The organism is Shewanella colwelliana (genome assembly GCF_001735525.1).
GTDB classification, from domain to species: Bacteria; Pseudomonadota; Gammaproteobacteria; order Enterobacterales; family Shewanellaceae; genus Shewanella; species Shewanella colwelliana.
Window position 1 is genome coordinate 42,984 of sequence record NZ_MCBT01000008.1, and the last position, 23,462, is coordinate 66,445.

Sequence of the window (23,462 nt, forward strand, 5' to 3'; positions counted from 1 at the left end):
AGCTTCTACTAGGCCGAGCACTGCTCGGCCAACGGGTAAGCCACCGCGCTTATCGAGACCTTCACAGTATTAAAAAGGAACATTGCCGTGACGCAACTGAGCAGTAGAATCAACCCCCGCAGCGATGAGTTCAAAGCTAAGCATCAACAGATGAGCGATGTGGTCGCCGATCTTAAACTTAAACTCGCCGACATAGAGCTAGGTGGCGGACCTGTCGCCATGGAGCGCCATCTGGCGCGCGGTAAACTATCACCACGCCAGCGGGTTGAGAAACTACTCGACTCGGGTTCGCCTTTTCTAGAGATCTCACAGTTTGCCGCTTATCAAGTTTACGATGATGTCGTGCCCGCAGCAGGGATCATTGCGGGTATTGGCCGTGTTAGTGGTGTCGAATGCATGATCATCGCTAACGACGCCACCGTTAAAGGCGGCACCTACTACCCTATTACGGTCAAAAAGCATCTTCGTGCTCAAGATATCGCCAAACAATGTCACCTCCCATGCATCTATTTGGTGGACTCGGGCGGAGCTAACTTGCCACGTCAAGATGAGGTGTTCCCCGACCGCGACCATTTTGGCCGCATCTTCTACAATCAAGCCCAAATGTCAGCGTTGGGTATTCCGCAAATCGCTGTGGTGATGGGTCTATGTACCGCAGGTGGCGCTTATGTGCCTGCCATGGCCGATGAGTCAATTATTGTTAAAGAGCAAGGCACTATCTTCTTGGCGGGGCCACCATTAGTAAAGGCTGCAACCGGTGAAGAGGTCACGGCCGAAGAACTCGGTGGCGCTGAAGTACACACTAAAATATCGGGTGTTGCCGACCATATGGCACAAAATGATGAGCACGCATTAGAACTGGCACGTAAAGCCGTTACACGTCTCAATCATAATAAGCAGATAGAAAGCTTACTCAGCCCAGCTAAACCCCCTAAGTACGATATTAACGAACTCTACGGCATCGTCGGTACCGATTTGAAGAAGCCTTTCGATGTTAAAGAGGTCATTGCCCGTATCGTCGATGACTCTGATTTTGACGAGTTCAAAGCTAACTATGGCGCAACCTTAGTGTGTGGCTTTGCCCGTATTCATGGCTATCCTGTCGGTATCGTGGCCAACAACGGCATTTTATTCTCAGAGTCGGCGCAAAAAGGCGCACACTTTATTGAGCTATGTTGCCAACGCAAAATCCCACTGCTGTTTTTACAAAACATCACAGGCTTTATGGTAGGCAAAAAATATGAGCATGAAGGCATTGCGAAACACGGAGCCAAAATGGTGACTGCGGTATCGTGTGCCAACGTGCCTAAATTCACTGTCATTATTGGTGGTAGTTATGGCGCAGGTAACTACGGTATGTGTGGCCGAGCATTTGAACCGACCATGATGTGGATGTGGCCTAACGCACGAATCTCAGTCATGGGTGGCGAACAAGCAGCAGGCGTATTGGCGACCGTTCGCCGAGACGGACTTGCCCGTAAAGGGGTTGAATGGTCAAGTGAGGATGAAGCCGCGTTTCGCGCGCCGATTGTTGAGCAATATGACAAAGAGGGTCATCCGTATCATGCCAGCGCACGCTTGTGGGATGATGGCATTATTGACCCAGCACAAACACGTGATGTTGTCGGTTTAGCCTTGTCAGCGGCCTTAAATGCGCCAGTCAAAGAGACTAAGTTTGGTGTGTTCCGCATGTAAGCGAACCTCCAGTTAACCGAGTTTCTGACCTGCAGCTAAGGAAGCAATATCATGACAAGTAACACACCACACACCGCACAATTTGAGTACCTCTCTTGCGCTTTACATAGCGGCGTGGGAGAGATGGTGCTAAATCGCGCCGAAAAACACAACGCCTTCGATGAGGTGATGATAAGCGAGATGATCGCTGCGCTAGATGGCTTTGCCAGCAATGATGACTGCCAAGTATTAGTGCTTAAAGCCAATGGCAAGAATTTCAGCGCCGGTGCCGATCTCAACTGGATGCGCAAACAAGCAAAGATGGATTTTGAGCAAAACTTGGCCGATGCCAATGCGCTAGCCACCTTGATGCATAAATTAGATAAGTTTCCTAAACCCACAGTTGCTTTAGTGCAAGGCGCTGCATTTGGCGGCGCGCTGGGTTTAATCTGCGCCAGTGATATCGCTATCGCCACCACACGAGCAAGCTTCTGTTTAAGCGAAGTAAAACTGGGATTAATTCCAGCCGTAATAAGCCCCTACGTGGCACGCACCATGGGACAACGCGCGTCACGCCGTTACATGCTAACCGCCGAACGTTTTAGCGCCGAGCAAGCGCTAAAGCTCGATGTGGTGCATGAAGTTAGCGACGATCTTGAAGCCGCCGCCGAGCCGATCATTGCAGCCCTATTGAGCAACAGTCCTCAGGGCATGGCATGGGTCAAAACCTTATTGTCCCGTCTCGAAGATGGGGTTATCGATGCCAATACGCTGGCCTATACAAGTGAGCGCATTGCCCGCATTAGGGTCTCCAATGAGGGCCAAGAGGGACTCAACGCCTTTTTTGATAAACGCAAGCCTGATTGGAAAGCGATATGAAAACAACGATGAATCAATACCCTATTGCCAAGCCAAACCCGGGAGCACGCTAGTTATGTTTACCAAATTACTTATTGCCAACCGCGGTGAAATTGCTTGTCGCATCATCAAGACCGCCAATGCCATGGGCGTAAAAACCGTAGCCTTATACTCTGATGCCGACAAAGATGCACGTCATGTGGCCATGGCTGATGAATCTTTCTATCTGGGCGGCAGCGCACCGAGCGAGTCTTACCTAAAAGGTGAGCTAATTTTAGATATCGCTAAGCGCAGTGGCGCCCAAGCCGTTCACCCAGGTTACGGGTTCCTGTCGGAAAACGCAGGCTTTGCTCGCCAGTGTGAACAAGCGGGTATCGCCTTTGTTGGGCCTGGTGCCGATGCCATCGATGCCATGGGCAGTAAAAGTGCGGCTAAGATCATCATGGAAAAAGCCAATGTACCATTAGTGCCTGGCTACCATGGTGACGATCAGAGCGATGAGACGCTCCTTAAGGCGTCAACAGAGATTGGTTTCCCACAACTTATCAAGGCAGCCTATGGCGGCGGCGGGAAAGGGATGCGAATTGTTGAGTCTGAAAAGGAAGCTTTAGAGGCCATTAACTCTGCCCGCCGTGAAGCCGCCTCCTCATTTGGTAATGATAAGTTACTGATTGAGCGTTATTTAAGACAGCCGCGCCATGTGGAAGTACAAGTATTTGCCGACACCCAAGGTAACTGCATCTATCTGTCAGACCGAGACTGCTCAATTCAACGTCGTCACCAAAAAGTGGTAGAGGAAGCCCCAGCACCGGGTCTATCAGACAGCTTACGTCGCGCCATGGGAGAGGCAGCAGTGGCAGCGGCTAAAGCCATTGATTATGTAGGCGCTGGTACGGTCGAGTTCCTACTCGATACCCACGCCACTGACGAAGCCAGCAGTTTCTATTTTATGGAGATGAACACCCGTCTGCAGGTCGAACACCCGGTCACCGAGATGGTTACAGGGCAAGACTTGGTCAAATGGCAGTTAATGGTCGCCAGCGGTAGCGAGTTACCCCTCAGCCAAGATGAAGTACGTATTCACGGCCACTCGTTTGAAGTGCGCATTTACGCTGAAGATCCCCAAAATGAATTTTTACCCGCTAGCGGTAAGTTAAACTTTCTACGTGAACCAGAGCAAAACCGCTATGTGCGTATCGACTCTGGTATTCGCGAAAACGATGTGATCAGTAACTTTTACGATCCGATGATCGCCAAGCTCATCGTCTGGGATGAGTCGAGGCCACGTGCACTGCAACGCTTAGTGCATGCGCTTGAGTCTTATCAAATCAGTGGCCTAAAACACAATATCGAGTTCTTAGCCAATATTGCTGAGCATCGAGCCTTTAGTGACGCTGACTTTAGCACCGACTTCATAGACCGTTACGGCGAAACCCTGATTGGTGCAGATCTCGATGGTGACAGTAGTGGCGAGCAAAATAGTGCGTTAGCACTGGCCGCACTTTATCATCTGAGCGCGCAAAAAGAGCAGGCAAAGCTGACCGCAACAAACAGCCAAGATCCCTACTCACCATGGGGTGAGGTCACAGGGTTTAGACTAAATCGCAGCGGCATACATCAGTTGTCACTGCTTGATGATCAGCAACAAATACAGCACCTCACCTTAAGCCAAGTGGGCGATTGTTACTACCTAATGCTCAATGAGCAGCGACTGAACCTCAGCGGCGAGCTTAAACAAGATCTGCTGCATGCCGAGATCAATGGTCATAAGAGTAAAGTTCCTGTCAGCCGTGAAGGTGATGACTTTACCCTATTTTTACCAACGGGCAGCTACCACTACCGTGCCCTTCAAACCGAAGTGATTGAAGAACAATCCAGTAGTGAAGATAAGCTTAAAGCGCCGATGAATGGCACTATTGTGACCCATTTGGTGGAGGTCGGTAGTGAGGTCACCCAGGGCCAAGGCTTAATGGTCATGGAGGCGATGAAAATGGAGTACACCATCGAAGCGCCATTTGATGGCACAGTTAACGCTTTCTTCTTTGAACCAGGTGAACTGGTCAGCGACGGTGCGCTACTGTTAGAGGTCACGCCTAAAGAGGATAAACCATCATGATGCCAACTAAAGTTAGCATCTTCGAAGTTGGGGCTCGCGACGGGCTGCAAAATGAGAAAGCCGTCACGACAGCCGATAAACTGCTGCTTATCGACAAACTCGGTGCCGCAGGGTTAACCCGCATTGAAGCGGGCAGCTTTGTATCACCTAAGTGGGTACCGCAGATGGCCGATTCGGCTGAGATATTCAAACGCCTCAACAAGCGTAGCGGTGTGGTCTACAGCGCCCTCACCCCTAACCTAAAGGGACTGGAACTTGCGCTTGACGCTGGTGCCGATGAGGTTGCCATCTTTGGCGCCGCGTCGCAAAGCTTTAGCCAACGTAATATTAACTGCTCAATTGAAGAGTCTATTGAACGCTTTATCCCAGTAATGGAGCGCGCTAGCGCGAGCAATGTCCGCGTTCGTGGCTATGTGTCCTGTGTATTGGGTTGCCCTTATGAGGGGGATATTGCGGTGAGCGAAGTGGCTCGCGTGGCAGAAATCCTTTACAAAATGGGCTGCTATGAGATTTCACTGGGTGACACCATAGGCGTTGGCACAGCTAAAAATGCCCGTAATATGGTGGAAGCTGTCGCCAATAAAGTCCCCGTTGATAAGCTCGCACTTCACTTTCATGACACCTATGGTCAGGCACTTGCCAATATCCTCGCCTGTTTAGAAACCGGTGTCAGCGTGATTGATAGTTCAGTCGCAGGGCTTGGCGGTTGTCCCTACGCCAAAGGCGCATCGGGTAATTTGGCGACGGAAGATCTCGTTTATATGTTACATGGATTAGGTATTGATACTGGTATCGAACTTCAGCAACTTATCGACGCTGGTAACAGTATTAGCCGCGCGATTGGTAGAGCCTCGGGTTCAAAGGTCGCGCTAGCGACAACAGCATAAATAGTCTTAGACCTAGTCTAGGATGACTCTCAAAGGAGATAATTATAATGGCAGGACTCAATAAGCTGGTTGGCAGCTACGATGAAGCACTCGCAGGGTTAAGCGACAACATGACCGTTATGGTCGGCGGATTTGGTTTATGTGGTATCCCAGAGGGGCTCATCGCGCAGATGGTCAAAATGGGTCCTACCGGACTTACCGCAATCTCAAACAACGCAGGCGTTGATGACTTTGGTTTAGGCTTGCTGCTTAAAAGCCGTCAAATCAGTACAATGATCGCCTCATACGTGGGCGAAAATGCCACCTTTGAGCAGCAGATGTTGTCGGGCGAGCTAAACGTTATCTTGACGCCTCAAGGAACTTTAGCTGAAAAAATTCGAGCGGGCGGCGCGGGGATTCCCGCTTTCTTTACCGCAACAGGGTACGGCACGCCAGTCGCTGAAGGCAAAGAGACCCGAGAGATTGAAGGGCGTCATTATGTGCTAGAGCCTGCACTCACAGCAGATTTTGCCTTAGTTCGTGCGTGGAAAGCCGACACAATGGGTAACTTAGTGTTCCGCAAAACAGCCGCTAACTTCAACCCTATGATGGCCACCGCAGGTAAAATTACCGTGGTAGAAGCTGAACATATCGTGCAACCTGGCGAACTTGATCCGGATCATATCCACACTCCGGGGATCTATGTTGACCGCGTGATCCAAGGGACTTTTGAAAAACGCATCGAGCAACGTACCGTTAAAACAGCGGCTAACTAGAAGGAAACACCATGGCTTTATCAAGAGAACAACTGGCACAACGTGTTTCCCAAGAGCTGCAAGATGGCTTTTATGTCAATCTAGGTATTGGTATTCCAACGTTAGTTGCTAACTATATTCCTGATGGCATGGAAGTCATGCTGCAATCTGAAAACGGCCTGCTGGGTATGGGGGAGTTCCCCACTGAAGAGACTATCGATGCCGATCTGATTAATGCGGGTAAGCAAACCGTTACCGCAGTGGCTGGCGCGTCTTTTTTCTCATCGGCGGAAAGCTTTGCCATGATCCGCGGCGGCCATGTTGATTTAACCGTACTTGGTGCATTTGAAGTCGATGTGAACGGTTCAATCGCCTCTTGGATGATCCCTGGCAAACTGATCAAAGGAATGGGCGGTGCCATGGACTTAGTGGCTGGTGCTGACAATATTATTGTCACCATGATGCACGCTGATAAATATGGCAACTCAAAGCTGTTACCTGTATGTGAGTTACCGCTAACAGGATATGGCTGCATTAAACGAGTGCTCACTGATTTAGCATTTCTTGAAATCAAAGACGGTGCCTTCCACCTGCTTGAGCGTGCACCAGGTGTTAGTGTTGAGGAGATCGTTGAAAAAACAGCAGGTAAGCTTGTCGTACCCGAGCATGTCCCTGAGATGATGTTTTAGTATTACCTATCCAATAGCGTCAGTATCAAAAACCACCCAACTGGGTGGTTTTCTGATCAAATACAGGACTTACAGCTTTGGCTCACTCAACATAAAAGAGACATTTTCAAGTCACCTTTTTGTGAATATACAGTGGGAGAAGTGGAGTTAGTCCCACAAAAACTCACGGAAGTGTTTACGGCACACCGACTCATAACTCTCGTTACCACCAATAGCGACCTGTTCACCCTCTTTCATCGGCTTACCTTCACCATCTAATCGCACTACCATGTTCGCCTTACGGCCGCAGTGACAAATGGTTTTAAGTTCAACCAGCTTATCTGCCCATGCGAGCAAATATTGGCTACCGCTAAATAGCTCCCCCTGGAAATCGGTTTTAAGGCCATAACACAGCACAGGGATGTCTAATATATCCACCACATAAGTCAGCTGCTTAACTTGCTCTTTACTGAGAAACTGAGATTCATCGATTAAGATACAGTGCAATGTTTGTGCTTCATTGGCGCTACGAATCATCTCACTTAAATTATCATTACTGCCAAACACCTGAGCATCGGTCTCAATACCGATACGTGATGCGACTTTACCCACCCCATAACGATCATCAATGGATGCGGTCATCACTAAGGTGTTCATACCACGTTCACGATAGTTATAAGAAGACTGTAATAGAGACGTCGATTTACCCGCATTCATCGCCGAGTAGTAGAAATAGAGCTGCGCCAAGGGAAAGTTTCCTTTATTTATTTTTTAGCTTGAGATTCTAGCATTATCTCGTGCAATTTAGCAGCGTAAACCCCGCGTATAAAAAGACCTTTAACACGCTTTTTACAACGCAAATCTCAATTAAGCACATTAAATATAATTGCGCCTCGAAAACCATGAATAATGAGCGTGAACCATCAAGGTTTTCAGACAGTTTTAAGTAAGCCTTGTTACCTTGAATCTACAAGAATAATAGTCATACAACAATTGAGGACTTTTCCACACATGCGTAAAACATTACTTGCAGTATCGATAGCCACGACATTGATGATCTCAGGCTGTTCGTTAAGTGATAACACCACAAACTCCCCAGCTGTAGCCGCACCTCAAAGTCAAAACCCATTGATGAGTGCCAGCTTACTTCAATATCAAGCACCTGACTTTAGCATCATTAAAGACATCCATTTTCAACCTGCACTAGAACAAGGCATTGCGGCGCATTATCAGCAAGTACTCACGATTGCTAATAACAGCGAGCAACCGAGTTTTGAAAACACTATCGTCGCCCTAGAAACCAGTGGCGAACTACTGAATCGCGCCTCAAAGGTGTTCTATAATTTAGCGGGCTCCAACAGCAACCCAACCTTGCGGAAAATTCAAGGTGAGATGGCCCCCAAAATGGCGGCGCACTCTGACAACATCCACCTTAACTCGGCGCTATTTACCCGTATCGACACCCTTTATCAGCAACGCCAGCAGTTAGGGCTAACTGCCGAAGAAGTGCGCCTCATTGAGATCTACCATCAACGTTTCGTCATGGCTGGCGCTAAGTTAACCGACACCCAAAAAGCCCAAATTCGTGTGCTTAATGAAGAGCAATCGACCCTGACCAACGAATTTAGTCAGCGCCTACTGAGACTCACTAAAGAGATCGCGGTCATCGTTGATTCTGCAGGTGAACTAAAAGGCCTCTCCGACAGTGAAATCCGCGCAGCAAAGGCTGACGCCAAAGCACAAGGTCATGAGGGGAAGTACCTTATCAGTATTACCAACACCACCCGTCAGCCGATATTGGCTAAACTGGAAAATCGGGAACTACGCCAACAAGTCTGGCAAGCCTCTTCTGATCGCGGCATGAGCGGTGACAATGAAACCGCCTCATTGGTATCACGCCTAGCACAGCTGCGCGCCGAGCGTGCGGCACTGCTAGGTTATGATAGCTGGGCTGACTATCGCCTGACGCCGCAGATGGCTAAAACGCCTGAAGCTGTATACGAGATGTTTGGCTCTATGGTTCCTGCTGTTGTGGCCAACACCCAAAAAGAAGCCGACGACATTCAGACGATGATCAACAAAACGGGCGGCCAGTTTACGCTAGCGCCTTGGGATTGGGCATTCTATGCCGAAAAAGTGCGTCAGGAAAAATTCGATCTCGATGAAGCTTCAATCAAACCCTATTTTGAATTCAACCGCGTACTAGAAGATGGTGTCTTCTTTACCCTAGAAAAACTCTACGGTGTCACCTTAAAACCACGTCCTGATCTGCCTGTATACCATGAAGATATTAAAGCCTACGAGATGTTTGATGTCGATGGTAGCTCAATGGCTATCTTCTACGCCGACTATTTTGCCCGAGAAGGCAAACGTGGCGGTGCATGGATGAGCTCATTCGTGACCCAATCAACACTATTAAACAGCAAGCCTGTAGTCGTCAATGTCATGAACATCAAAAAGGCACCGGATGGCGAGCCAACCTTCGTCAGCTACGATGAAGTCACCACCATGTTCCATGAGATGGGTCACGGTACCCATGGCATGTTCTCAAAGGTGACCTACCCTAGCCTATCTGGAACGGCAGTATCCCGTGACTTTGTTGAGTTCCCATCGACTTTCGAAGAGGATTGGGCCGCGCACCCAGAAGTGTTAGCCAATTACGCCAAACACTATCAGACAGGTGAAGTGATCCCTGAGGAGCTTTTAAACAAACTGCTCAAATCTCGCAGCTTTAACCAAGGCTTCGATACACTCGAGTATATGGCTGCAGCTCTGGTAGATTTAGAGTGGCATTCACTGCCTGCAGACGCCTCCTTGCAAGATGTTGCACAGTTTGAAGCGGCAGCACTGAAAAAACATGGCGTCGATATCGCCGCCGTGCCGCCACGCTATAAGTCGACCTACTTTGCTCATGCATTCCCAGGTGGCTACTCTGCCAGCTACTATGCCTATATGTGGAGTGAGATCTTAGCGGCCGATGCCTTTGCTTACGTGCAGACGCAAGGCGGCTTAAACCGTGAGATAGGAATGAAGTTCCGTAAGACCATTCGTGAAGTGGGTAATAGCATCCCTCCAATGGAAGCCTATAAAGCCTTCCGCGGTGAAGCCCCCACCACAGATGCGCTACTTAAGCGTCGTGGACTAAACTAAACGAGGCTTGTCACCAAGCAAGCCCCCCATAAAAAATGCCGCTAAGTTAGCGGCATTTTTATTATTTAAACACATTCAAAATCAGCTAACCGCTTGGTTTGCCTTGTGACGTAGTATCAAAATGCTTATCACAAACAATACACTACAGGTTGCCAATCCAGCAGCTAATGACTCAGTAAAGCCAAGCACTGTATAACCGCCAAGACTGATCACCGCTACTATCACTGCATAAGGTAACTGGGTTAGCACATGGTCGATATGATGACAGTTAGCGCCAGTTGACGACAAAATAGTCGTATCAGAGATAGGTGAACAGTGGTCACCAAATACCGCGCCCGCCAACACAGCCGCTAACATAGGTAACATCATATTGGTATGCGTACCCATCGCCATATCGGCAGCGATAGGCAACATAATCCCAAACGTTCCCCAGCTGGTGCCTGTTGAAAATGCTGTCAGCCCCGCCAGTACAAACAGTACCGCAGGCAACAGAGCAAACGGAATATTCCCAGTGGCTAGGCTAGCCATATATTTACCTGTTTCCATCTGTCCAATGACACCGGCGATGGTCCACGCAAACAACAAGATATAGATAGCTGGCAGCATAGAGCGTGCGCCTGCAACGACACCTTTAACAATTAACTTCTTGTCTAGCCCTTGGCTAACAACCAACACTAAAGTCGCCAGTAAACCAACGATAGCGCCGTAAAAGAGTGATGAAGCAACGTCAGTTTTTTCAAACGCACCAATCACACTAAAGGGCAGGCTGTCGGCCGCGAGGGCGTCAGCCCCACTGCTGATCATGAAATAGATAGTCGCAAAGACCAATACCGTTATCGGTAAAAACAGACCCAGAATCTTCCCCGTATCGGCCTCGGGTAGATCACTGTTTGCGCCTGGCGGTAAGCCTTTGCTCTCATCATATAATATGCCTTTTTGGGCATTGAGTTCATGCTGGCGCATTGGGCCAACATCTAAGCCCATAAAGGCAACGCAAAGTAGCAGCAATAGCGCAAAGATGGCGTAGAAGTTCATGGGGATCATCTGAATAAACACACTCAAATGGCCCGTGTCAGTAAAGCCATGCGCGGTTAAGATGCCGCCGATGAGGGCAATAATATAAGCGCCCCAGCTTGATACTGGTGAAATCACACAGATCGGTGCAGCAGTTGAATCCAGCAAATAAGCGAGTTTACTGCGCGAAATATAGTAGCGGTCGGTCAATGGACGCGCGACACTCCCCACCACTAAGCTGTTAAAGTAGTCATCGATAAAGACCACACAACCTAAGAACATGGTGAGTAACTTGGCATCACGCTTACTACGGATATGTTGACGTGCCCAATCGGCAAAGGCTTTCGCGGCACCACTGACAGTGATCAGCGCTGTTATCATCCCCAGTAAAATCAAAAAGCCGAGTAGATAAACATTCCAGCTGTTTAAGGAACCATCATCCCAAAATAGTCCCACCACCTGCTGACTTAGATATTGCCCTGTGCCCGAGAGTGAATAGTCGGCAATAAAAATGGCACCGAGCAGGATCCCTAACCCCAAAGAGAGCAAAACACGGCGTGTAAAAATCGCAAGCAGAATCGCTACTACAGGCGGCAGCAAAGAAAGTGCCGAATCGGCATAACTCAAAGTTGTCATTGTTTTATATTGTCTTCGTTTAATTACGAATGGAGGGCAACTGAACTGGTGGCATATAGCTAACGATACCTCACCTGTCCTATCAGTAGCGCTCCATAGTGATACCATGCTTCGGTATACAATCTTTTTATCATTCCGGATAAAAAGCACTATGGCAGTACTGTCTCTATTCGATGACAGCCCCAGCAGCGAGCCTTGATGAACTCAACCACTTCGGCACCAAATCCTTTCCTATTCGCTATACGGCATCACCCTAACGAATACTACTGATATTTAATGCACCTCTACGTCTCAGGACGCCAACCAATGTCACTATCGGTCAACGTGAGGCACATAAAAACATAAGCGGCTTAAAGGATGCTACCTCAAAGCCGCTCGCTGTGATCTATATCACAATAAGATTGTAATGAACACCAACGCATTCACCAACTGTTTACATAATTTTAAATAAGCTCAAGTAGCTTAGGCACCGCATCAAACAGATCCGCTTCCAAACCGTAGTCAGCAACTTGGAAAATAGGCGCTTCTGGATCTTTGTTAATCGCCACAATCACCTTAGAGTCTTTCATCCCGGCTAAGTGCTGAATCGCACCTGAGATACCTACAGCGATATAGAGATCCGGTGCAACGATTTTACCCGTTTGTCCAACCTGAAGATCATTAGGCACATAACCCGCATCCACTGCAGCACGTGAGGCACCTAGTGCGCCGCCAAGTTTATCGGCAAGCTGCTCAAGTATTGCAAAATTATCTGCACTACCCATCGCTCGGCCACCTGAAACCACCACTGATGCAGCGCCCAGATCTGGGCGCTCAGATTTAGTCAAAGTTTGCGACACAAACTCTACCGCACTGTTAAATACGCCATCTAAGCTAACCACCTCTGCATTGCCATCATTGGCAACGGCATCGAATGCACTGCTACGAACGGTCATTACTTTGACCGCATCTAAACTCTGCACTGTTGCCAATGCGCTACCAGCATAGATAGGACGCACAAAAGTATCTTCGCTAACCACTTCAACCACTTCAGAGATCTGCGCGACATCAAGTAGCGCCGCAACGCGTGGCATGACATCTTTACCTAAGCTCGATGCGGTTGCTAACATATGTTGGTAATCAGCGGCTATCGACACCAATAAATCACCTAGGTTTTCAGCAATACCATTGCCATACACGGCATTATCGGCAACCAATACCTTGCGCACACCCGTTAACTGTTTCGCAGCATCAACCACTGCACTACAATCTTCTCCTGCAACCAATAGATCAACGTCAGCACCAATTGCCTGAGCGCAGGCAACGACTTTAGCCGTATCTAGTTTTAGGGTCGCATTATCATGTTCTGCAATTACTAAAATAGCCATTAGATCACCTTCGCTTCATTCTTTAACTTTTCAACCAGCTCTTCCACAGACGCAACCATCACACCCGCTTGACGCTGCGCTGGCGGTGCAACCTTGACGATATTTTGATGCTGCTTCAACGTCACACCTAAGCTTTCAACCGTAACAGTATCGAGTGGCTTACGTTTTGCTTTCATAATATTTGGCAGTTTTGCGTAACGAGGTTCGTTCAAACGCAGATCTGTGGTGATCACCGCAGGCATAGGCATCTTAAGGGTTTGGAGTCCACCGTCGATTTCTCGAGTCACAATAACACTGTCACCTTCAACCTTGACCTCAGAAGCAAAAGTCGCTTGTGGCATGTTACCAAGCGCCGCCAACATCTGGCCTGTTTGGTTGTTGTCACCATCAATAGATTGTTTACCCAGAAGGATTAACTGTGCCTGTTCTTGATTTTGAATCGCGTTAAGCATCTTAGCAATTGAAAGCGATGCAAACTCATCATCGGTCTCAACATGGATACCGCGATCAGCACCAAGTGCCATGGCTGTACGAAGTTGCTCTTGTGCCGCTTTAGGGCCAATCGTTACGACAACGATTTCGCTGACAACACCAGCTTCCTTTAAACGAACGGCCTCTTCTACAGCAATCTCACAAAATGGGTTAATCGCCATCTTAAGATTTGCGGTATCGACATTAGTATTGTCAGCGTTAACTCTGACTTTAACATTGGCATCGACGACGCGTTTAACTGGCACCAAAACTTTCATAAGGCTTCCTTCTTACGTCTTTAATCTGGACAAAATAGTGCATAGCGAGCTATCACAAACTTATGTCACTTTACGTGCCATTGACGTTAACGTCAACAAGAAGTCAAACAGTTGTTTGTGTCTAGGATGTATGGCCTGAATTACAGTAGCTAATTAAGCCGAAATTGCCCTTATGAAATAATATTTACAATATATAGCTAAATAATTATTTAATTAGTTTGATAAAGCGGATATTAGTTTCTATTATTAACGCCGTAATCATATTTACTTTATATATTCGAGCAGGAATTTATTAACATGAGCGAATTTCTAGATATTTTGACCCATGGTCGCCGTTTTAAAGCTGCTGTTAAAGAACTGTCAGTTGAAGATTTAAAAGATGTTGCAGCTAAGCTTGAAAAAATCATCACTGAAAAAGCCCAGCAAGCTGAAGAAGAAAGTGCAGCAATGGCTGAACGTAATGCAAAAATCGAAGAGATCCGCCTACAGATGGAAGCTGTCGGTTTATCTATTGATGATTTAGGTGCTGTAGCGACTAAAGCGGCACCGAAGAAACGTGCCCCGCGTCCAGCTAAATATAAAATTGTCGTCGATGGTGAAACAATCACTTGGACGGGCCAAGGTCGTACACCGACTGTATTTAAAAATGAGTTAGACAATGGTAAGAGTCTAGAAGACTTCCTTATCTAACACATTTTGCAAAACTAAGTGAGTAAATGACTTAGTCAGAAATAAAGCCAACATATTTATGTTGGCTTTATTTTTTCGTCGACAGCGTTGAACTAACTTGGCGCGTTTACAATACCGCTAAATGATAAACTGATAAGACCAGCATAAATTTTATCTCACAAGCACACGCCACTTTGGTAATTGTTCACAAATTAAGATAATCTTTGACCATCTTCACGCTCTGTAAAGCCTAATAATAACTATGTCTAACGCTCACTCTCTTGCGACTCTATCGATACTAGCGGGTATATTGATGAGTCCAACACTGCAAGCAAACAGTCAACTCACTGATAATACACCAAAATTAACTGCGTTAACCAATGCAAGGCTGATGGTAGAACCCGGTAAACAACTCGATAATGCCACCCTACTGATAGAGAATAGTAAAATACGCGCTGTCATCACCGACGGAAAGCTCCCTCAAGATGCGTATATTATCGATTTAACTGGCCACACTATCTACCCGGGGTTTATTGATCCTTATGCCGAGTATGGCATCGATTTTAAATACCCTCAGGAAACGACCAGCCCACCGGTTTACGAAATTAAGCGTATCGGCGGTAATGCTGAAAATGGGGCCGTCCATGCAGAAAAAGAGTGGATTAACTATATCTACCCTGATAGTGAAGCTGCTAAAAAGTGGGTCAATAATGGCTTTACCAGTGTGCAAACCGGACTCCAAGACGGTATTTTTAGAGGCCGAGCCACCACAGTGTCATTGGCACAATTAAAAGCCAACGACATTATCTATCAGGCCAAGTCTAGCCATTTAATGGCATTCGATAAAGGCAGTTCGTTGCAAGATTACCCCAGTTCATTAATGGGCAGTATGGCGCTAATCAGACAAACTCTTGCTGATGCAAAATGGTATAACGCCAATATCGATAAATCTTTTTCAAACACCACTAATGAGAAAATAGAATTTAATATCGCCTTGGCCCGTTTAGCCAATATAGAAAAAGAGCCAACGATATTTGCTAGCAATGACCTTAACGGATTATTACGCGCAGGCCGGTTACTGAATGAGCATCAATTACCAGGCAGTTTATTAGCAAGTGGAAGAGAATATGCACGAATAGATGAAATTAAGGCCACCGGATATAGCCTTATTTTGCCGCTTAATTTCCCTGCGGCGCCAAAAGTAAAAGATGATGGCAGTGAACGCCAAATTCCGCTGGCACAATTACGGCATTGGGACAGAGCGCCAAGTAACCCAATGGTTATCGCCAACGCAGAAATCCCCTTTGCCTTGACTCAGCATGGCATCAAACCCGACGCATTTTGGCCACGCCTTAAACAAGCGGTCAAAGCGGGTTTAAGTAAACAAGCGGCGCTTGCAGCGTTAACCACTGATGCCGCAGAAATAGCAGGAATAAGTGAGTTTAGCGGCAAGTTAAAAGCTGGCTACATGGCTGACTTAGTTATCGCAAATGGGGATCTATTTGATAACGGGAAAATCCACAGCGTTTGGCTACAAGGCCAAGAAACAGCGCTTATTTCGCGCGACCAGCAGTGGTTAAACCATGATTACCAAATAAGTCTTGGTGATTTAACCTTAGATCTAAGCATTGAAACCGGTGACAAGCTTAAAGGGCTCTTAAGCAGCGGCGAACAGGAGATCACACTACGAGATGTCAGCTACGCCAAGCAGCGACTCACCTTTAATGCCGATATGGGCCAAGCAGGTTTTGATGGCGTCAACCGCTTTACACTCTGGTTTGACGAGCAAGGGATCCATGGACGCATGTTAGACAAAAATAACCGCACCCACCCCGTCGCAGGTGTTCAGTTGGCTAAAGAGGCGGAAGAATCTGACCAAACCAACAAGCCCAGTAAATTGTTAATCTCACGGCTGACACAGCCCAATGTCGCTTATGGTTTGTTAAATCAACCAAAAACCGAAAAGCTACATATCAAAAATGCCACCATCTGGACATCAACGCCCGAAGGGATATTGGCCAATAGCGACCTAATAATCACACGAGGAAAAATAGAAAAGGTAGGGCAAAAGCTATCAACGCCTTCTGGCTACCAGGTGATCGATGGAACTGGCAAACACATTACCGCCGGGATTATTGATGAGCACTCTCATATCGCCCTCAATGGCGGTACGAATGAGGGCACCGACGCCATCACCTCTGAAGTTCGCATCAGCGATGTACTCAATCCAGACTCTATCGGAATCTATCGTGCGCTGGCAGGTGGTGTGACCACAGCTCAACTGCTGCATGGCAGCGCTAATCCTATCGGTGGGCAGGCGCAAGTAATTCGGATGCGTTGGGGCGAAGATGCCGAGGGCATTAAGTTTGACCAAGCCCCCGCCAGTATCAAATTCGCCTTAGGGGAAAATGTTAAACAGAGTAACTGGGGCGATAACTTTACCCGTCGCTTTCCACAAAGTCGTATGGGTGTCAGGTCGCTTTTCGAAGAAGCCTTTAATGAAGCATTAGCCTATGACAAGGCCACACGTGATTATCAAAATCTACGCTCAAGCGAGAAACGTCGCCAGATAGCGCCTAAGCCTAACTACCGCCTAGAAGCGATAAGCCAAGTGCTCAAAGGCGAGCGTGAAGTGCATATTCACTCCTACGTGCAATCTGAAATCTTAATGTTTTTACGGCTCGCCGAAGCCTATGATTTTCGCGTTGGCACCTTCACCCATATTTTGGAAGGGTACAAGGTCGCCGATGAGATGGCAAAACATGGTGCCTATGCTTCAACGTTCTCCGATTGGTGGGCATACAAGTTTGAGGTGTATGACGCCATTCCGCAAAATACCTGCTTAATGAACAACAAGGGCGTATTAACCAGCATTAACTCTGACGACTATGAGATGCAACGACGCCTCAATCAAGAAGCAGCTAAGTCTGTGATGTATTGCGGCATGAGTCAGGTCGACGCATGGAATATGCTGACGATTAATCCTGCCAAGCAACTTGGTATCGATGAATATGTCGGTTCAATCGAGCGAGGTAAACAGGCGGATCTAGTACTGTGGGATAACTCACCTTTATCAGTATATGCCACAGTTGATGCCACCTGGATTGAGGGACGTCGCTACTTTGACCGCCAGCAAGACAAAGCGATGCAGACTGCTGTTGCAACAGAGCGCGCCGCATTGATCCAAGCCATATTACAAAGTGAACATCCTGCGGTAGAGGGCGAAACACCAGCCGAAATCCTCGAACCGGAATGGCACTGCGATACACAATATGACGTTTGGCATCAAACAGCGGCAACGGAGGCGCACTAATGAAACAATTTCCAAGACTTTTAGCCGTCACCTGTGCACTAAGCAGTAGCCTTGTTTTAGCTCACGACATGGTGCCAGCCAGCCCTCAACAAGGGCCAATTGTCATTCAAAATGCCACCTTACATACCGTCATTGATGGTGTACAAACGGGCAGTTCACTGCGCATTGAGCAGGGGCAGATTGTGGCCATAGGACCAGAGGTCAGTACTCAAGATGCACAGGTTATTGATGCCAAAGGCAAACATGTTTATCCTGGCTTAATCGCCCTAGACACCAGCATGGGCTTAGTGGAAGTGGAAATGATGCGCCCGAGTAACGACAGTTATGAGGTAGGCGAAAGTAACCCACAACTACTGGCAATAAGTGCCTTTAATCCCGACTCAGAGATCATCCCCACCGTCCGCGTTAATGGCATTACCCATGCTCAAGTCGTGCCCCAAGGTGAAGCACTAGCGGGTCAGTCATCACTGGTGTCATTAGACAGTTGGACCATTGAAGATGCTTTAGTGCCAACCCAAGCACAATTTCATCTTTATTGGCCAACCCTTAGGCGCCTTGCCCACGACGAAGAGACACAAAAAAAGCAATTAGCCCAATATGATGCGCAACTCGATAGTATCGAGACCACACTCATCGACGGCTATAGGTACCATATGGCGGCGCAGGCTGGCACCATAGATAAAACCGACAACCGTTGGCAAGCCATGCAATCCCTCTATCAAGGGAAAGGTCAGCTATTTGTGCACGCCAATAGCGCCGAGCAGATTGAGCAAGCCATTGCGATGACAAAGCCTTACCAATTTAAGCTGGTGATTGTAGGCGGATATGATGCTTGGCGTGTGGCCGACCAACTCAAAGAGGTCGACGCTAAGGTTATCTATACCCGCACCTTAAGCCTGCCGATGCGCACCGATGAACCGACAGAGATGAGCTTTAAGATCCCATCACTGTTAAAGCAAGCCGATATCCCTTTTGCCCTCGGTTTTAGCTCTGATTGGAACGCGCGTAACTTGCCCTTCGCCGCAGGCCAAACCGTTGCTTACGGACTCAGCCGCCAAGAGGCGCTAAAAAGCATCACCTTAGATGCCGCAAAAATCTTAGGTCTTGAGGATATGGGCGCGATAGGCGTCGGCTATAAAGCCAACCTAATCATTTCTGCTGGCGACATTCTTGACCCGTTATCGAGCAAGATTGAAGCGCTGTTTATCGATGGTCGCCAAATAGATCTCAATAATCGTCAACAACAACTTTATCAAAAGTATCTAAAGCGTTAGAATTTTGCCCTAAACAGTTCAATGTAGGTCAGTTATCCTGATCTACATTGGCTGGCCCCACAACACAGGCCTTTACCATGAAAAAGACAACGCTCGCTTTATCCGCCTTACTCTTAGGTGGCTGTGCAGGTGAATATACCTTCAACAGTAACTTAGATGGTCAAGCCATTAACGACTATTTTGCCGTCACCGATGTCGTGCTTTACCAAGAGGGTAGCCAGCCCAGTGAGGTCTATGAGGTCAAAGGTTTAGTCGAAGGCGAGTCTTGCCAAGCACGCGCAAATGATGTGCCTGCGTCTATCAGCGAAGCACGCACGGCAGCACGCCGCGCCGCAGCAGACAAAGGGGCTAATGGACTATTGGTCAAACGTTGCCTTATGTTTGAAGAAGCCACCCAGGCCTGCGTTACCCGTGCAATCTGTGTTGGCCAAGCGATTCTCACACCAACGGCTAAAGCTAACTAATCTGTCATCGCCCTGCACCGCAGAAGAAACCTAATTAATGACCATGACCCGTGAAATTCAGGCAGTGGCGATTTGCCGCAGCCCCTATAAGCAAAAATTCGGCATACCTAGACAACCAGGCCTAGTCACGGCCGCCCGCGGATATGTTGAACTACAAGCCCCGTTCAATCATATCGACACTGTACGTGGGCTTGAGCAGTACTCTCACATCTGGCTGCTATTTAGCTTTCACGAAAACTTAGCACAGGGCTGGAAAACCACGGTAAGACCACCGCGTTTGGGCGGCAATGAAAAATTAGGGGTCTTTGCGACTCGCTCAACTTTTCGACCCAACGGTATAGGTCAATCCGTAGTGAAACTGCACGGCATCCATCAGCGCAAAGGTAAGGTGGTGTTAGAGATCTCGGCGATGGATCTGCTCGATGGCACGCCCATTTTAGACATTAAACCTTACATCCCCTTTTCCGATGCCATTAGCGATGCACAGGGTGGTATTGCCCATGAGGCACCTATATTAGCCAAAGTTAAATTTGCTAATGATGTGGTCGCTCAATTGGCCAAATATGAGCAACAACAATACCCTAACCTGCAAGCTATTATTGAAGGCGTACTCGCCCAAGACCCAAGACCAGCTTACAAGAAAGCGAAAGCCGACCCTAAGCAGTATCAAGTCGCACTATACGATTTAGATATTTTGTGGCGAGTGGTTGATGAAGCGATAATCGTCGAAGCGATACGGCGCTCGACCATAGCCGAGGGCGCCAATGAACAACAGGACTTGGACCGAAAACATGTCTGAGGCCATTGATTATCAAGCCCAACATAAGCAACGCTTAGCTTACATGCCTTGGCTCTATTTCTCATTAAAGCCAAAACACCTGAGCTGGGCCAGACCTTGGCAAGACGCCATTCAAGCCCATTTGATGGCAGTAGAAACCGTATCCATTGGTAACAACTGTTTTATCGCACCACAAGCAAAACTGTTTGCCGAACCGGGGCGTGATATCGTGATGGGCGACCAATGTATGATAGCCGCCGATAGTTTTTTACACGGTCCTATTGTTATGGGCAACGAAGTCGCCATCAACCATGGCTGTTCATTAGATGGTGGCCGAGGAAAAATCATCATTGGTGACCAAACTCGCATCGCCAATAATGTCACCATCTACGCTTTTAACCACGGCATGTCGCCAGATAGTCCAATCTACCAGCAAAGCGCTAACTCTCAAGGTATTGTTATCGGTAAGGATGTGTGGATTGGTGCTCAGGCGGGTATTGTCGATGGTGTCACCATAGGTAATTGCGCGGTCATTGGCATGGGCGCAGTCGTCACCAAAGATGTGCCCGATTACGCCATCGTCGCCGGTAATCCAGCCAAAATCATTGGCGATAGAAGAGATAAAAGATAGGGTAAAGCGGATCAGCCATATACGCCATCTTCCGACTGTGGCAATGCCTTGCTCATAAACTATCATCATCGACGGAATTAGCGTTACAATGCGCTAACAATAACATCCATAATCATCACTAAAGGACGTCGTCTGTGAATACCTCTCGCCTCTTGGGTGTGCTCTGCCTATTGCTGTTGCCAGCCGCCAGTGCCGCACCATTTGTGTTTGACCAAGCCTCCTTCCGTCAAGACGTACAAACCCTCGCCAGCGACGAGTTCGAAGGACGCGGCCCCTTGTCAAAGGGAGAAACACTCACTCTTGATTACCTTGAAACAGCCTATAAAGCGATGGGCCTAAAACCAGGCTTTGGTGACAGCTACAAACAGAGTGTGCCGATGGCAAAGATCAGCGCTGCACAAACGATGCAGCTCCACATCGGTGATTTAAGCTTTAACAATGGCATAGAGTTCACCGCACGTACTCAGCAGATCCAAGAAAAAGTCGCCGTCAACAACAGCGACCTGGTCTTCGTTGGCTATGGTATTAATGCGCCTGAATATAAGTGGAACGATTATGCCAATATCGACGTTAAAGGCAAAACCGTTATCGTACTGGTCAACGACCCCGGTTTTGCCACCCAAGATCCCAACCTCTTTAAAGGCAACGCCATGACCTATTATGGGCGCTGGACCTATAAATATGAGGAAGCGGCCAGACAAGGGGCAAAAGCGGTATTTATCGTCCATGAGACCGCACCCGCAGCATATGGCTGGAATGTGGTGCAAAACAGCAATACCAACACCAAATACACTTTAGTGGATAACAATAACAACTTGTCTCAAGTTGGCATCATGGGCTGGATACAGCACAGTGTGGCACAAAAGGTATTTACCGCTGCAGGACGCAATTACGATCAACTCAAGCTAACCGCTGCCAAGCCCGGATTCAAAGCCATTCCCCTCAATCTAAAAGCCAACCTCACGCTAGACAATGAGATTGAGCTCGCTACCTCCTATAATATTGCAGGCTTGTTACCAGGCACCAGCCAAGCAGATGAGTGGCTAGTGATGCATGCCCATTGGGATCACTTAGGTAAAACGGTTCAAGATGGCAAAACACGTATTTATAACGGTGCAGTCGACAATGCTTCTGGCGTCGCAGGGGTATTGCAACTTGCCCGTCACTTCAAAGGGTTAACAGGTGATGATGCGCCAAAACGTTCTATGCTATTTGCCGCCTTTACCGCCGAAGAAACGGGACTGATTGGGGCGCAATATTTTGCCGAGCATCCTCCCGTTGCCACCAAAAAATTGGTGTCATTTTTAAATATCGATGGCATGAATGTTGGTAAAGGGGTCGATTACATTTTACGCTATGGTGAAGGAGTCTCTGGGCTAGAGAGCTACTTAGATAAGGCAGCGAAAGCGAACGGTCGCTGGGTTAAAGCCGACCCACGTCCCCAAAATGGCTTGATGTTCCGCTCAGATCATTTTGCGCTCGCCAAGCAAGGCGTACCAGGCTTAATGTTTATGAGCCTAGGTGATACCGACCCAGACTATATCGCCCATAAATACCATCAGGGAGCCGATGATTATGCTCCCAATTGGGATCTTGGTGGCGTCGCGCAAGATTTGAGTCTTATCAGCGATATATTAAATCAGTTAGCCAATAGCAGTGATTGGCCTAAATGGCTCGAAGCCTCTGATTTTAAGAAGCGCCGCGCGCAAGATGGCTTATAAAAGGATTGAAAAAGGGAGGCGAAAGCCTCCCTTTTTATTCGATTAATCCCTGATGAGATTAGAGCGCAGTTCGACGCGACATCATGGTGTAAGAGAGTGAGCGACCATCAATCTTGAACATGTCATTCACTTCACCGCATTTAATAAAATCATTGCGCTGGTAGAGCTTATAAGCCGCTTGATTATCAGATAGCACCCACAAATCAAGATACTCCAAATGGCTGCTACTCGCCGTCCAATCAAACAAGGTATTAAGCAATTTTCCAGCAAGGCCTTGACCACGAATCGCCAAGTCAACGCCCATCCCCAATAGTGCACGATGCTGGGTATGATTCTCTGGATGCGGTCGAATATCTATGTGACCCACCACCCTGTCGTCGACCATTGCTAACCACATTTTACGCCAACCACTCTCCCCTATCATCTTGTCGATACCTTGAGTAAAGCGCGTTCTCATCGCGTCGTTCAAATATGATTCATCACGGGACATGGGCTGAAACAGTGGAAAGTCATCAGCGCCATTCTCTCTTATCTGCTTATCAAGGTATTCAAAAAAAGCGGGTAAATCTGAACGTGTTGCGACTCTTATTTCCAATAGTCAAACTCCCTGTTCGCTAGGCGAGCCTAGCAAGCTATTAGCAGGCCGAATATTCTCGACACAAAATGTTAATGGCACTGCAATGGTTCCAATTTAGCAAAAGTATCCTTGTTCGTACTAATAAAGCAAATTTTAAGCCGCTTTATGTGCGACATATTCGG

At 47.7% G+C, this 23,462-nt stretch carries 19 protein-coding genes and 1 riboswitch; of the genes, 14 read left to right on the plus strand and 5 right to left on the minus strand.

Annotation, left to right across the window (positions count from 1 at the left end):
* Positions 1 to 87: 87 nt before the first annotated feature.
* Genes BEL05_RS02905 through BEL05_RS02930 form a run of 6 tightly spaced genes read left to right on the plus strand, consistent with a single transcriptional unit; the run spans position 88 to position 6,958 of the window.
* Complete coding sequence (locus BEL05_RS02905) at positions 88 to 1,695, plus strand: carboxyl transferase domain-containing protein (RefSeq protein ID WP_028763527.1); 1,608 nt, start codon at positions 88 to 90, stop codon at positions 1,693 to 1,695.
* Between the two features lie 51 nt (positions 1,696 to 1,746).
* Positions 1,747 to 2,553: an enoyl-CoA hydratase-related protein gene (locus BEL05_RS02910; RefSeq protein ID WP_069670213.1), complete on the plus strand. Its 807-nt coding sequence runs from the start codon at positions 1,747 to 1,749 to the stop codon at positions 2,551 to 2,553.
* A 55-nt stretch (positions 2,554 to 2,608) separates the two neighbouring features.
* The gene (locus BEL05_RS02915) at positions 2,609 to 4,648 is read left to right on the plus strand and encodes an acetyl-CoA carboxylase biotin carboxylase subunit (RefSeq protein WP_069670214.1); all 2,040 of its coding nucleotides are present in this window, start codon (positions 2,609 to 2,611) and stop codon (positions 4,646 to 4,648) included.
* Positions 4,645 to 5,535, plus strand: a complete 891-nt coding sequence (locus BEL05_RS02920; protein ID WP_069670215.1) for a hydroxymethylglutaryl-CoA lyase — start codon at positions 4,645 to 4,647, stop codon at positions 5,533 to 5,535. Before BEL05_RS02915 ends, BEL05_RS02920 begins: the two co-directional genes overlap by 4 nt.
* A 47-nt stretch (positions 5,536 to 5,582) precedes the next feature.
* Positions 5,583 to 6,290, plus strand: coding sequence for a CoA transferase subunit A (locus BEL05_RS02925; RefSeq protein WP_028763523.1), 708 nt, complete (start codon positions 5,583 to 5,585; stop codon positions 6,288 to 6,290).
* A gap of 11 nt (positions 6,291 to 6,301) precedes the next feature.
* Entirely contained in the window at positions 6,302 to 6,958 is a 657-nt protein-coding gene (locus BEL05_RS02930) for a 3-oxoacid CoA-transferase subunit B (RefSeq protein ID WP_028763522.1), read from the plus strand.
* Positions 6,959 to 7,105: 147 nt separating this feature from the next.
* Here BEL05_RS02930 and BEL05_RS02935 read toward each other — a convergent pair whose 3' ends face one another.
* Complete coding sequence (locus tag BEL05_RS02935) at positions 7,106 to 7,684, minus strand: thymidine kinase (RefSeq protein WP_028763521.1); 579 nt, start codon at positions 7,682 to 7,684, stop codon at positions 7,106 to 7,108.
* Positions 7,685 to 7,948: 264 nt separating this feature from the next.
* On the opposite strand from BEL05_RS02935, the gene BEL05_RS02940 reads away from it, so the two are divergent.
* Positions 7,949 to 10,087, plus strand: a complete 2,139-nt coding sequence (locus BEL05_RS02940; RefSeq protein ID WP_069670216.1) for a M3 family metallopeptidase — start codon at positions 7,949 to 7,951, stop codon at positions 10,085 to 10,087.
* A gap of 81 nt (positions 10,088 to 10,168) precedes the next feature.
* Here the strand turns inward: BEL05_RS02940 and BEL05_RS02945 are convergent, their stop codons facing one another.
* From BEL05_RS02945 to BEL05_RS02955, 3 genes are all read right to left on the minus strand, one after another.
* Entirely contained in the window at positions 10,169 to 11,737 is a 1,569-nt protein-coding gene (locus BEL05_RS02945) for a Na+/H+ antiporter NhaC family protein (RefSeq protein WP_069670217.1), read from the minus strand.
* A gap of 78 nt (positions 11,738 to 11,815) precedes the next feature.
* Positions 11,816 to 12,032: riboswitch (Lysine riboswitch) on the minus strand.
* A 148-nt stretch (positions 12,033 to 12,180) separates the two neighbouring features.
* Complete coding sequence (locus tag BEL05_RS02950; RefSeq protein ID WP_069670218.1) at positions 12,181 to 13,104, minus strand: electron transfer flavoprotein subunit alpha/FixB family protein; 924 nt, start codon at positions 13,102 to 13,104, stop codon at positions 12,181 to 12,183.
* A complete protein-coding gene (locus tag BEL05_RS02955) occupies positions 13,104 to 13,853 on the minus strand; it encodes an electron transfer flavoprotein subunit beta/FixA family protein (protein ID WP_028763517.1) in 750 nt (249 codons plus the stop codon). Before BEL05_RS02955 ends, BEL05_RS02950 begins: the two co-directional genes overlap by 1 nt.
* A 297-nt stretch (positions 13,854 to 14,150) precedes the next feature.
* Here BEL05_RS02955 and BEL05_RS02960 point away from each other — a divergent pair, with 297 nt between their 5' ends.
* The 7 genes from BEL05_RS02960 to BEL05_RS02990 all read left to right on the plus strand — a co-directional run bounded on the left by BEL05_RS02960 (position 14,151) and on the right by BEL05_RS02990 (position 22,703).
* The gene (locus tag BEL05_RS02960; RefSeq protein WP_028763516.1) at positions 14,151 to 14,543 is read left to right on the plus strand and encodes an H-NS histone family protein; all 393 of its coding nucleotides are present in this window, start codon (positions 14,151 to 14,153) and stop codon (positions 14,541 to 14,543) included.
* Between the two features lie 292 nt (positions 14,544 to 14,835).
* Positions 14,836 to 17,835 carry an amidohydrolase family protein gene (locus BEL05_RS02965; protein WP_245686928.1) on the plus strand — a complete coding sequence of 1,000 codons (3,000 nt, stop codon included), beginning with the start codon at positions 14,836 to 14,838 and terminating at the stop codon, positions 17,833 to 17,835.
* On the plus strand, positions 17,835 to 19,109 hold the full coding sequence (locus BEL05_RS02970; protein ID WP_069670220.1) for an amidohydrolase family protein: 1,275 nt from the start codon (positions 17,835 to 17,837) through the stop codon (positions 19,107 to 19,109). The genes BEL05_RS02965 and BEL05_RS02970 overlap by 1 nt, the downstream gene beginning before the upstream one ends.
* A gap of 77 nt (positions 19,110 to 19,186) precedes the next feature.
* The gene (rcsF, locus tag BEL05_RS02975; RefSeq protein ID WP_069670221.1) at positions 19,187 to 19,573 is read left to right on the plus strand and encodes an Rcs stress response system protein RcsF; all 387 of its coding nucleotides are present in this window, start codon (positions 19,187 to 19,189) and stop codon (positions 19,571 to 19,573) included.
* A 37-nt stretch (positions 19,574 to 19,610) separates the two neighbouring features.
* Positions 19,611 to 20,372: a tRNA (N6-threonylcarbamoyladenosine(37)-N6)-methyltransferase TrmO gene (tsaA, locus tag BEL05_RS02980; protein WP_069670222.1), complete on the plus strand. Its 762-nt coding sequence runs from the start codon at positions 19,611 to 19,613 to the stop codon at positions 20,370 to 20,372.
* Positions 20,365 to 20,982, plus strand: a complete 618-nt coding sequence (locus tag BEL05_RS02985) for an acyltransferase (protein ID WP_139151805.1) — start codon at positions 20,365 to 20,367, stop codon at positions 20,980 to 20,982. Before tsaA ends, BEL05_RS02985 begins: the two co-directional genes overlap by 8 nt.
* A gap of 158 nt (positions 20,983 to 21,140) precedes the next feature.
* Positions 21,141 to 22,703: a M28 family metallopeptidase gene (locus BEL05_RS02990; RefSeq protein WP_439332361.1), complete on the plus strand. Its 1,563-nt coding sequence runs from the start codon at positions 21,141 to 21,143 to the stop codon at positions 22,701 to 22,703.
* A 58-nt stretch (positions 22,704 to 22,761) separates the two neighbouring features.
* Here BEL05_RS02990 and BEL05_RS02995 read toward each other — a convergent pair whose 3' ends face one another.
* The gene (locus tag BEL05_RS02995) at positions 22,762 to 23,298 is read right to left on the minus strand and encodes a GNAT family N-acetyltransferase (protein WP_069670225.1); all 537 of its coding nucleotides are present in this window, start codon (positions 23,296 to 23,298) and stop codon (positions 22,762 to 22,764) included.
* Positions 23,299 to 23,462: the final 164 nt, after the last annotated feature.

Bases quoted from the DNA above. Each gene is read 5' to 3' on its own strand.
- BEL05_RS02965 (WP_245686928.1), top strand. From the start codon at position 14,836: ATGAGTCCAACACTGCAAGCAAACAGTCAACTCACTGATAATACACCA.
- rcsF (WP_069670221.1), top strand. From the start codon at position 19,187: ATGAAAAAGACAACGCTCGCTTTATCCGCCTTACTCTTAGGTGGCTGT.
- BEL05_RS02915 (WP_069670214.1), top strand. From the start codon at position 2,609: ATGTTTACCAAATTACTTATTGCCAACCGCGGTGAAATTGCTTGTCGC.
- BEL05_RS02910 (WP_069670213.1), top strand. From the start codon at position 1,747: ATGACAAGTAACACACCACACACCGCACAATTTGAGTACCTCTCTTGC.
- BEL05_RS02985 (WP_139151805.1), top strand. From the start codon at position 20,365: ATGTCTGAGGCCATTGATTATCAAGCCCAACATAAGCAACGCTTAGCT.
- BEL05_RS02960 (WP_028763516.1), top strand. From the start codon at position 14,151: ATGAGCGAATTTCTAGATATTTTGACCCATGGTCGCCGTTTTAAAGCT.
- BEL05_RS02925 (WP_028763523.1), top strand. From the start codon at position 5,583: ATGGCAGGACTCAATAAGCTGGTTGGCAGCTACGATGAAGCACTCGCA.
- tsaA (WP_069670222.1), top strand. From the start codon at position 19,611: ATGACCATGACCCGTGAAATTCAGGCAGTGGCGATTTGCCGCAGCCCC.
- BEL05_RS02970 (WP_069670220.1), top strand. From the start codon at position 17,835: ATGAAACAATTTCCAAGACTTTTAGCCGTCACCTGTGCACTAAGCAGT.
- BEL05_RS02950 (WP_069670218.1), bottom strand. From the start codon at position 13,104: ATGGCTATTTTAGTAATTGCAGAACATGATAATGCGACCCTAAAACTA.
- BEL05_RS02920 (WP_069670215.1), top strand. From the start codon at position 4,645: ATGATGCCAACTAAAGTTAGCATCTTCGAAGTTGGGGCTCGCGACGGG.
- BEL05_RS02940 (WP_069670216.1), top strand. From the start codon at position 7,949: ATGCGTAAAACATTACTTGCAGTATCGATAGCCACGACATTGATGATC.
- BEL05_RS02955 (WP_028763517.1), bottom strand. From the start codon at position 13,853: ATGAAAGTTTTGGTGCCAGTTAAACGCGTCGTCGATGCCAATGTTAAA.
- BEL05_RS02945 (WP_069670217.1), bottom strand. From the start codon at position 11,737: ATGACAACTTTGAGTTATGCCGATTCGGCACTTTCTTTGCTGCCGCCT.
- BEL05_RS02930 (WP_028763522.1), top strand. From the start codon at position 6,302: ATGGCTTTATCAAGAGAACAACTGGCACAACGTGTTTCCCAAGAGCTG.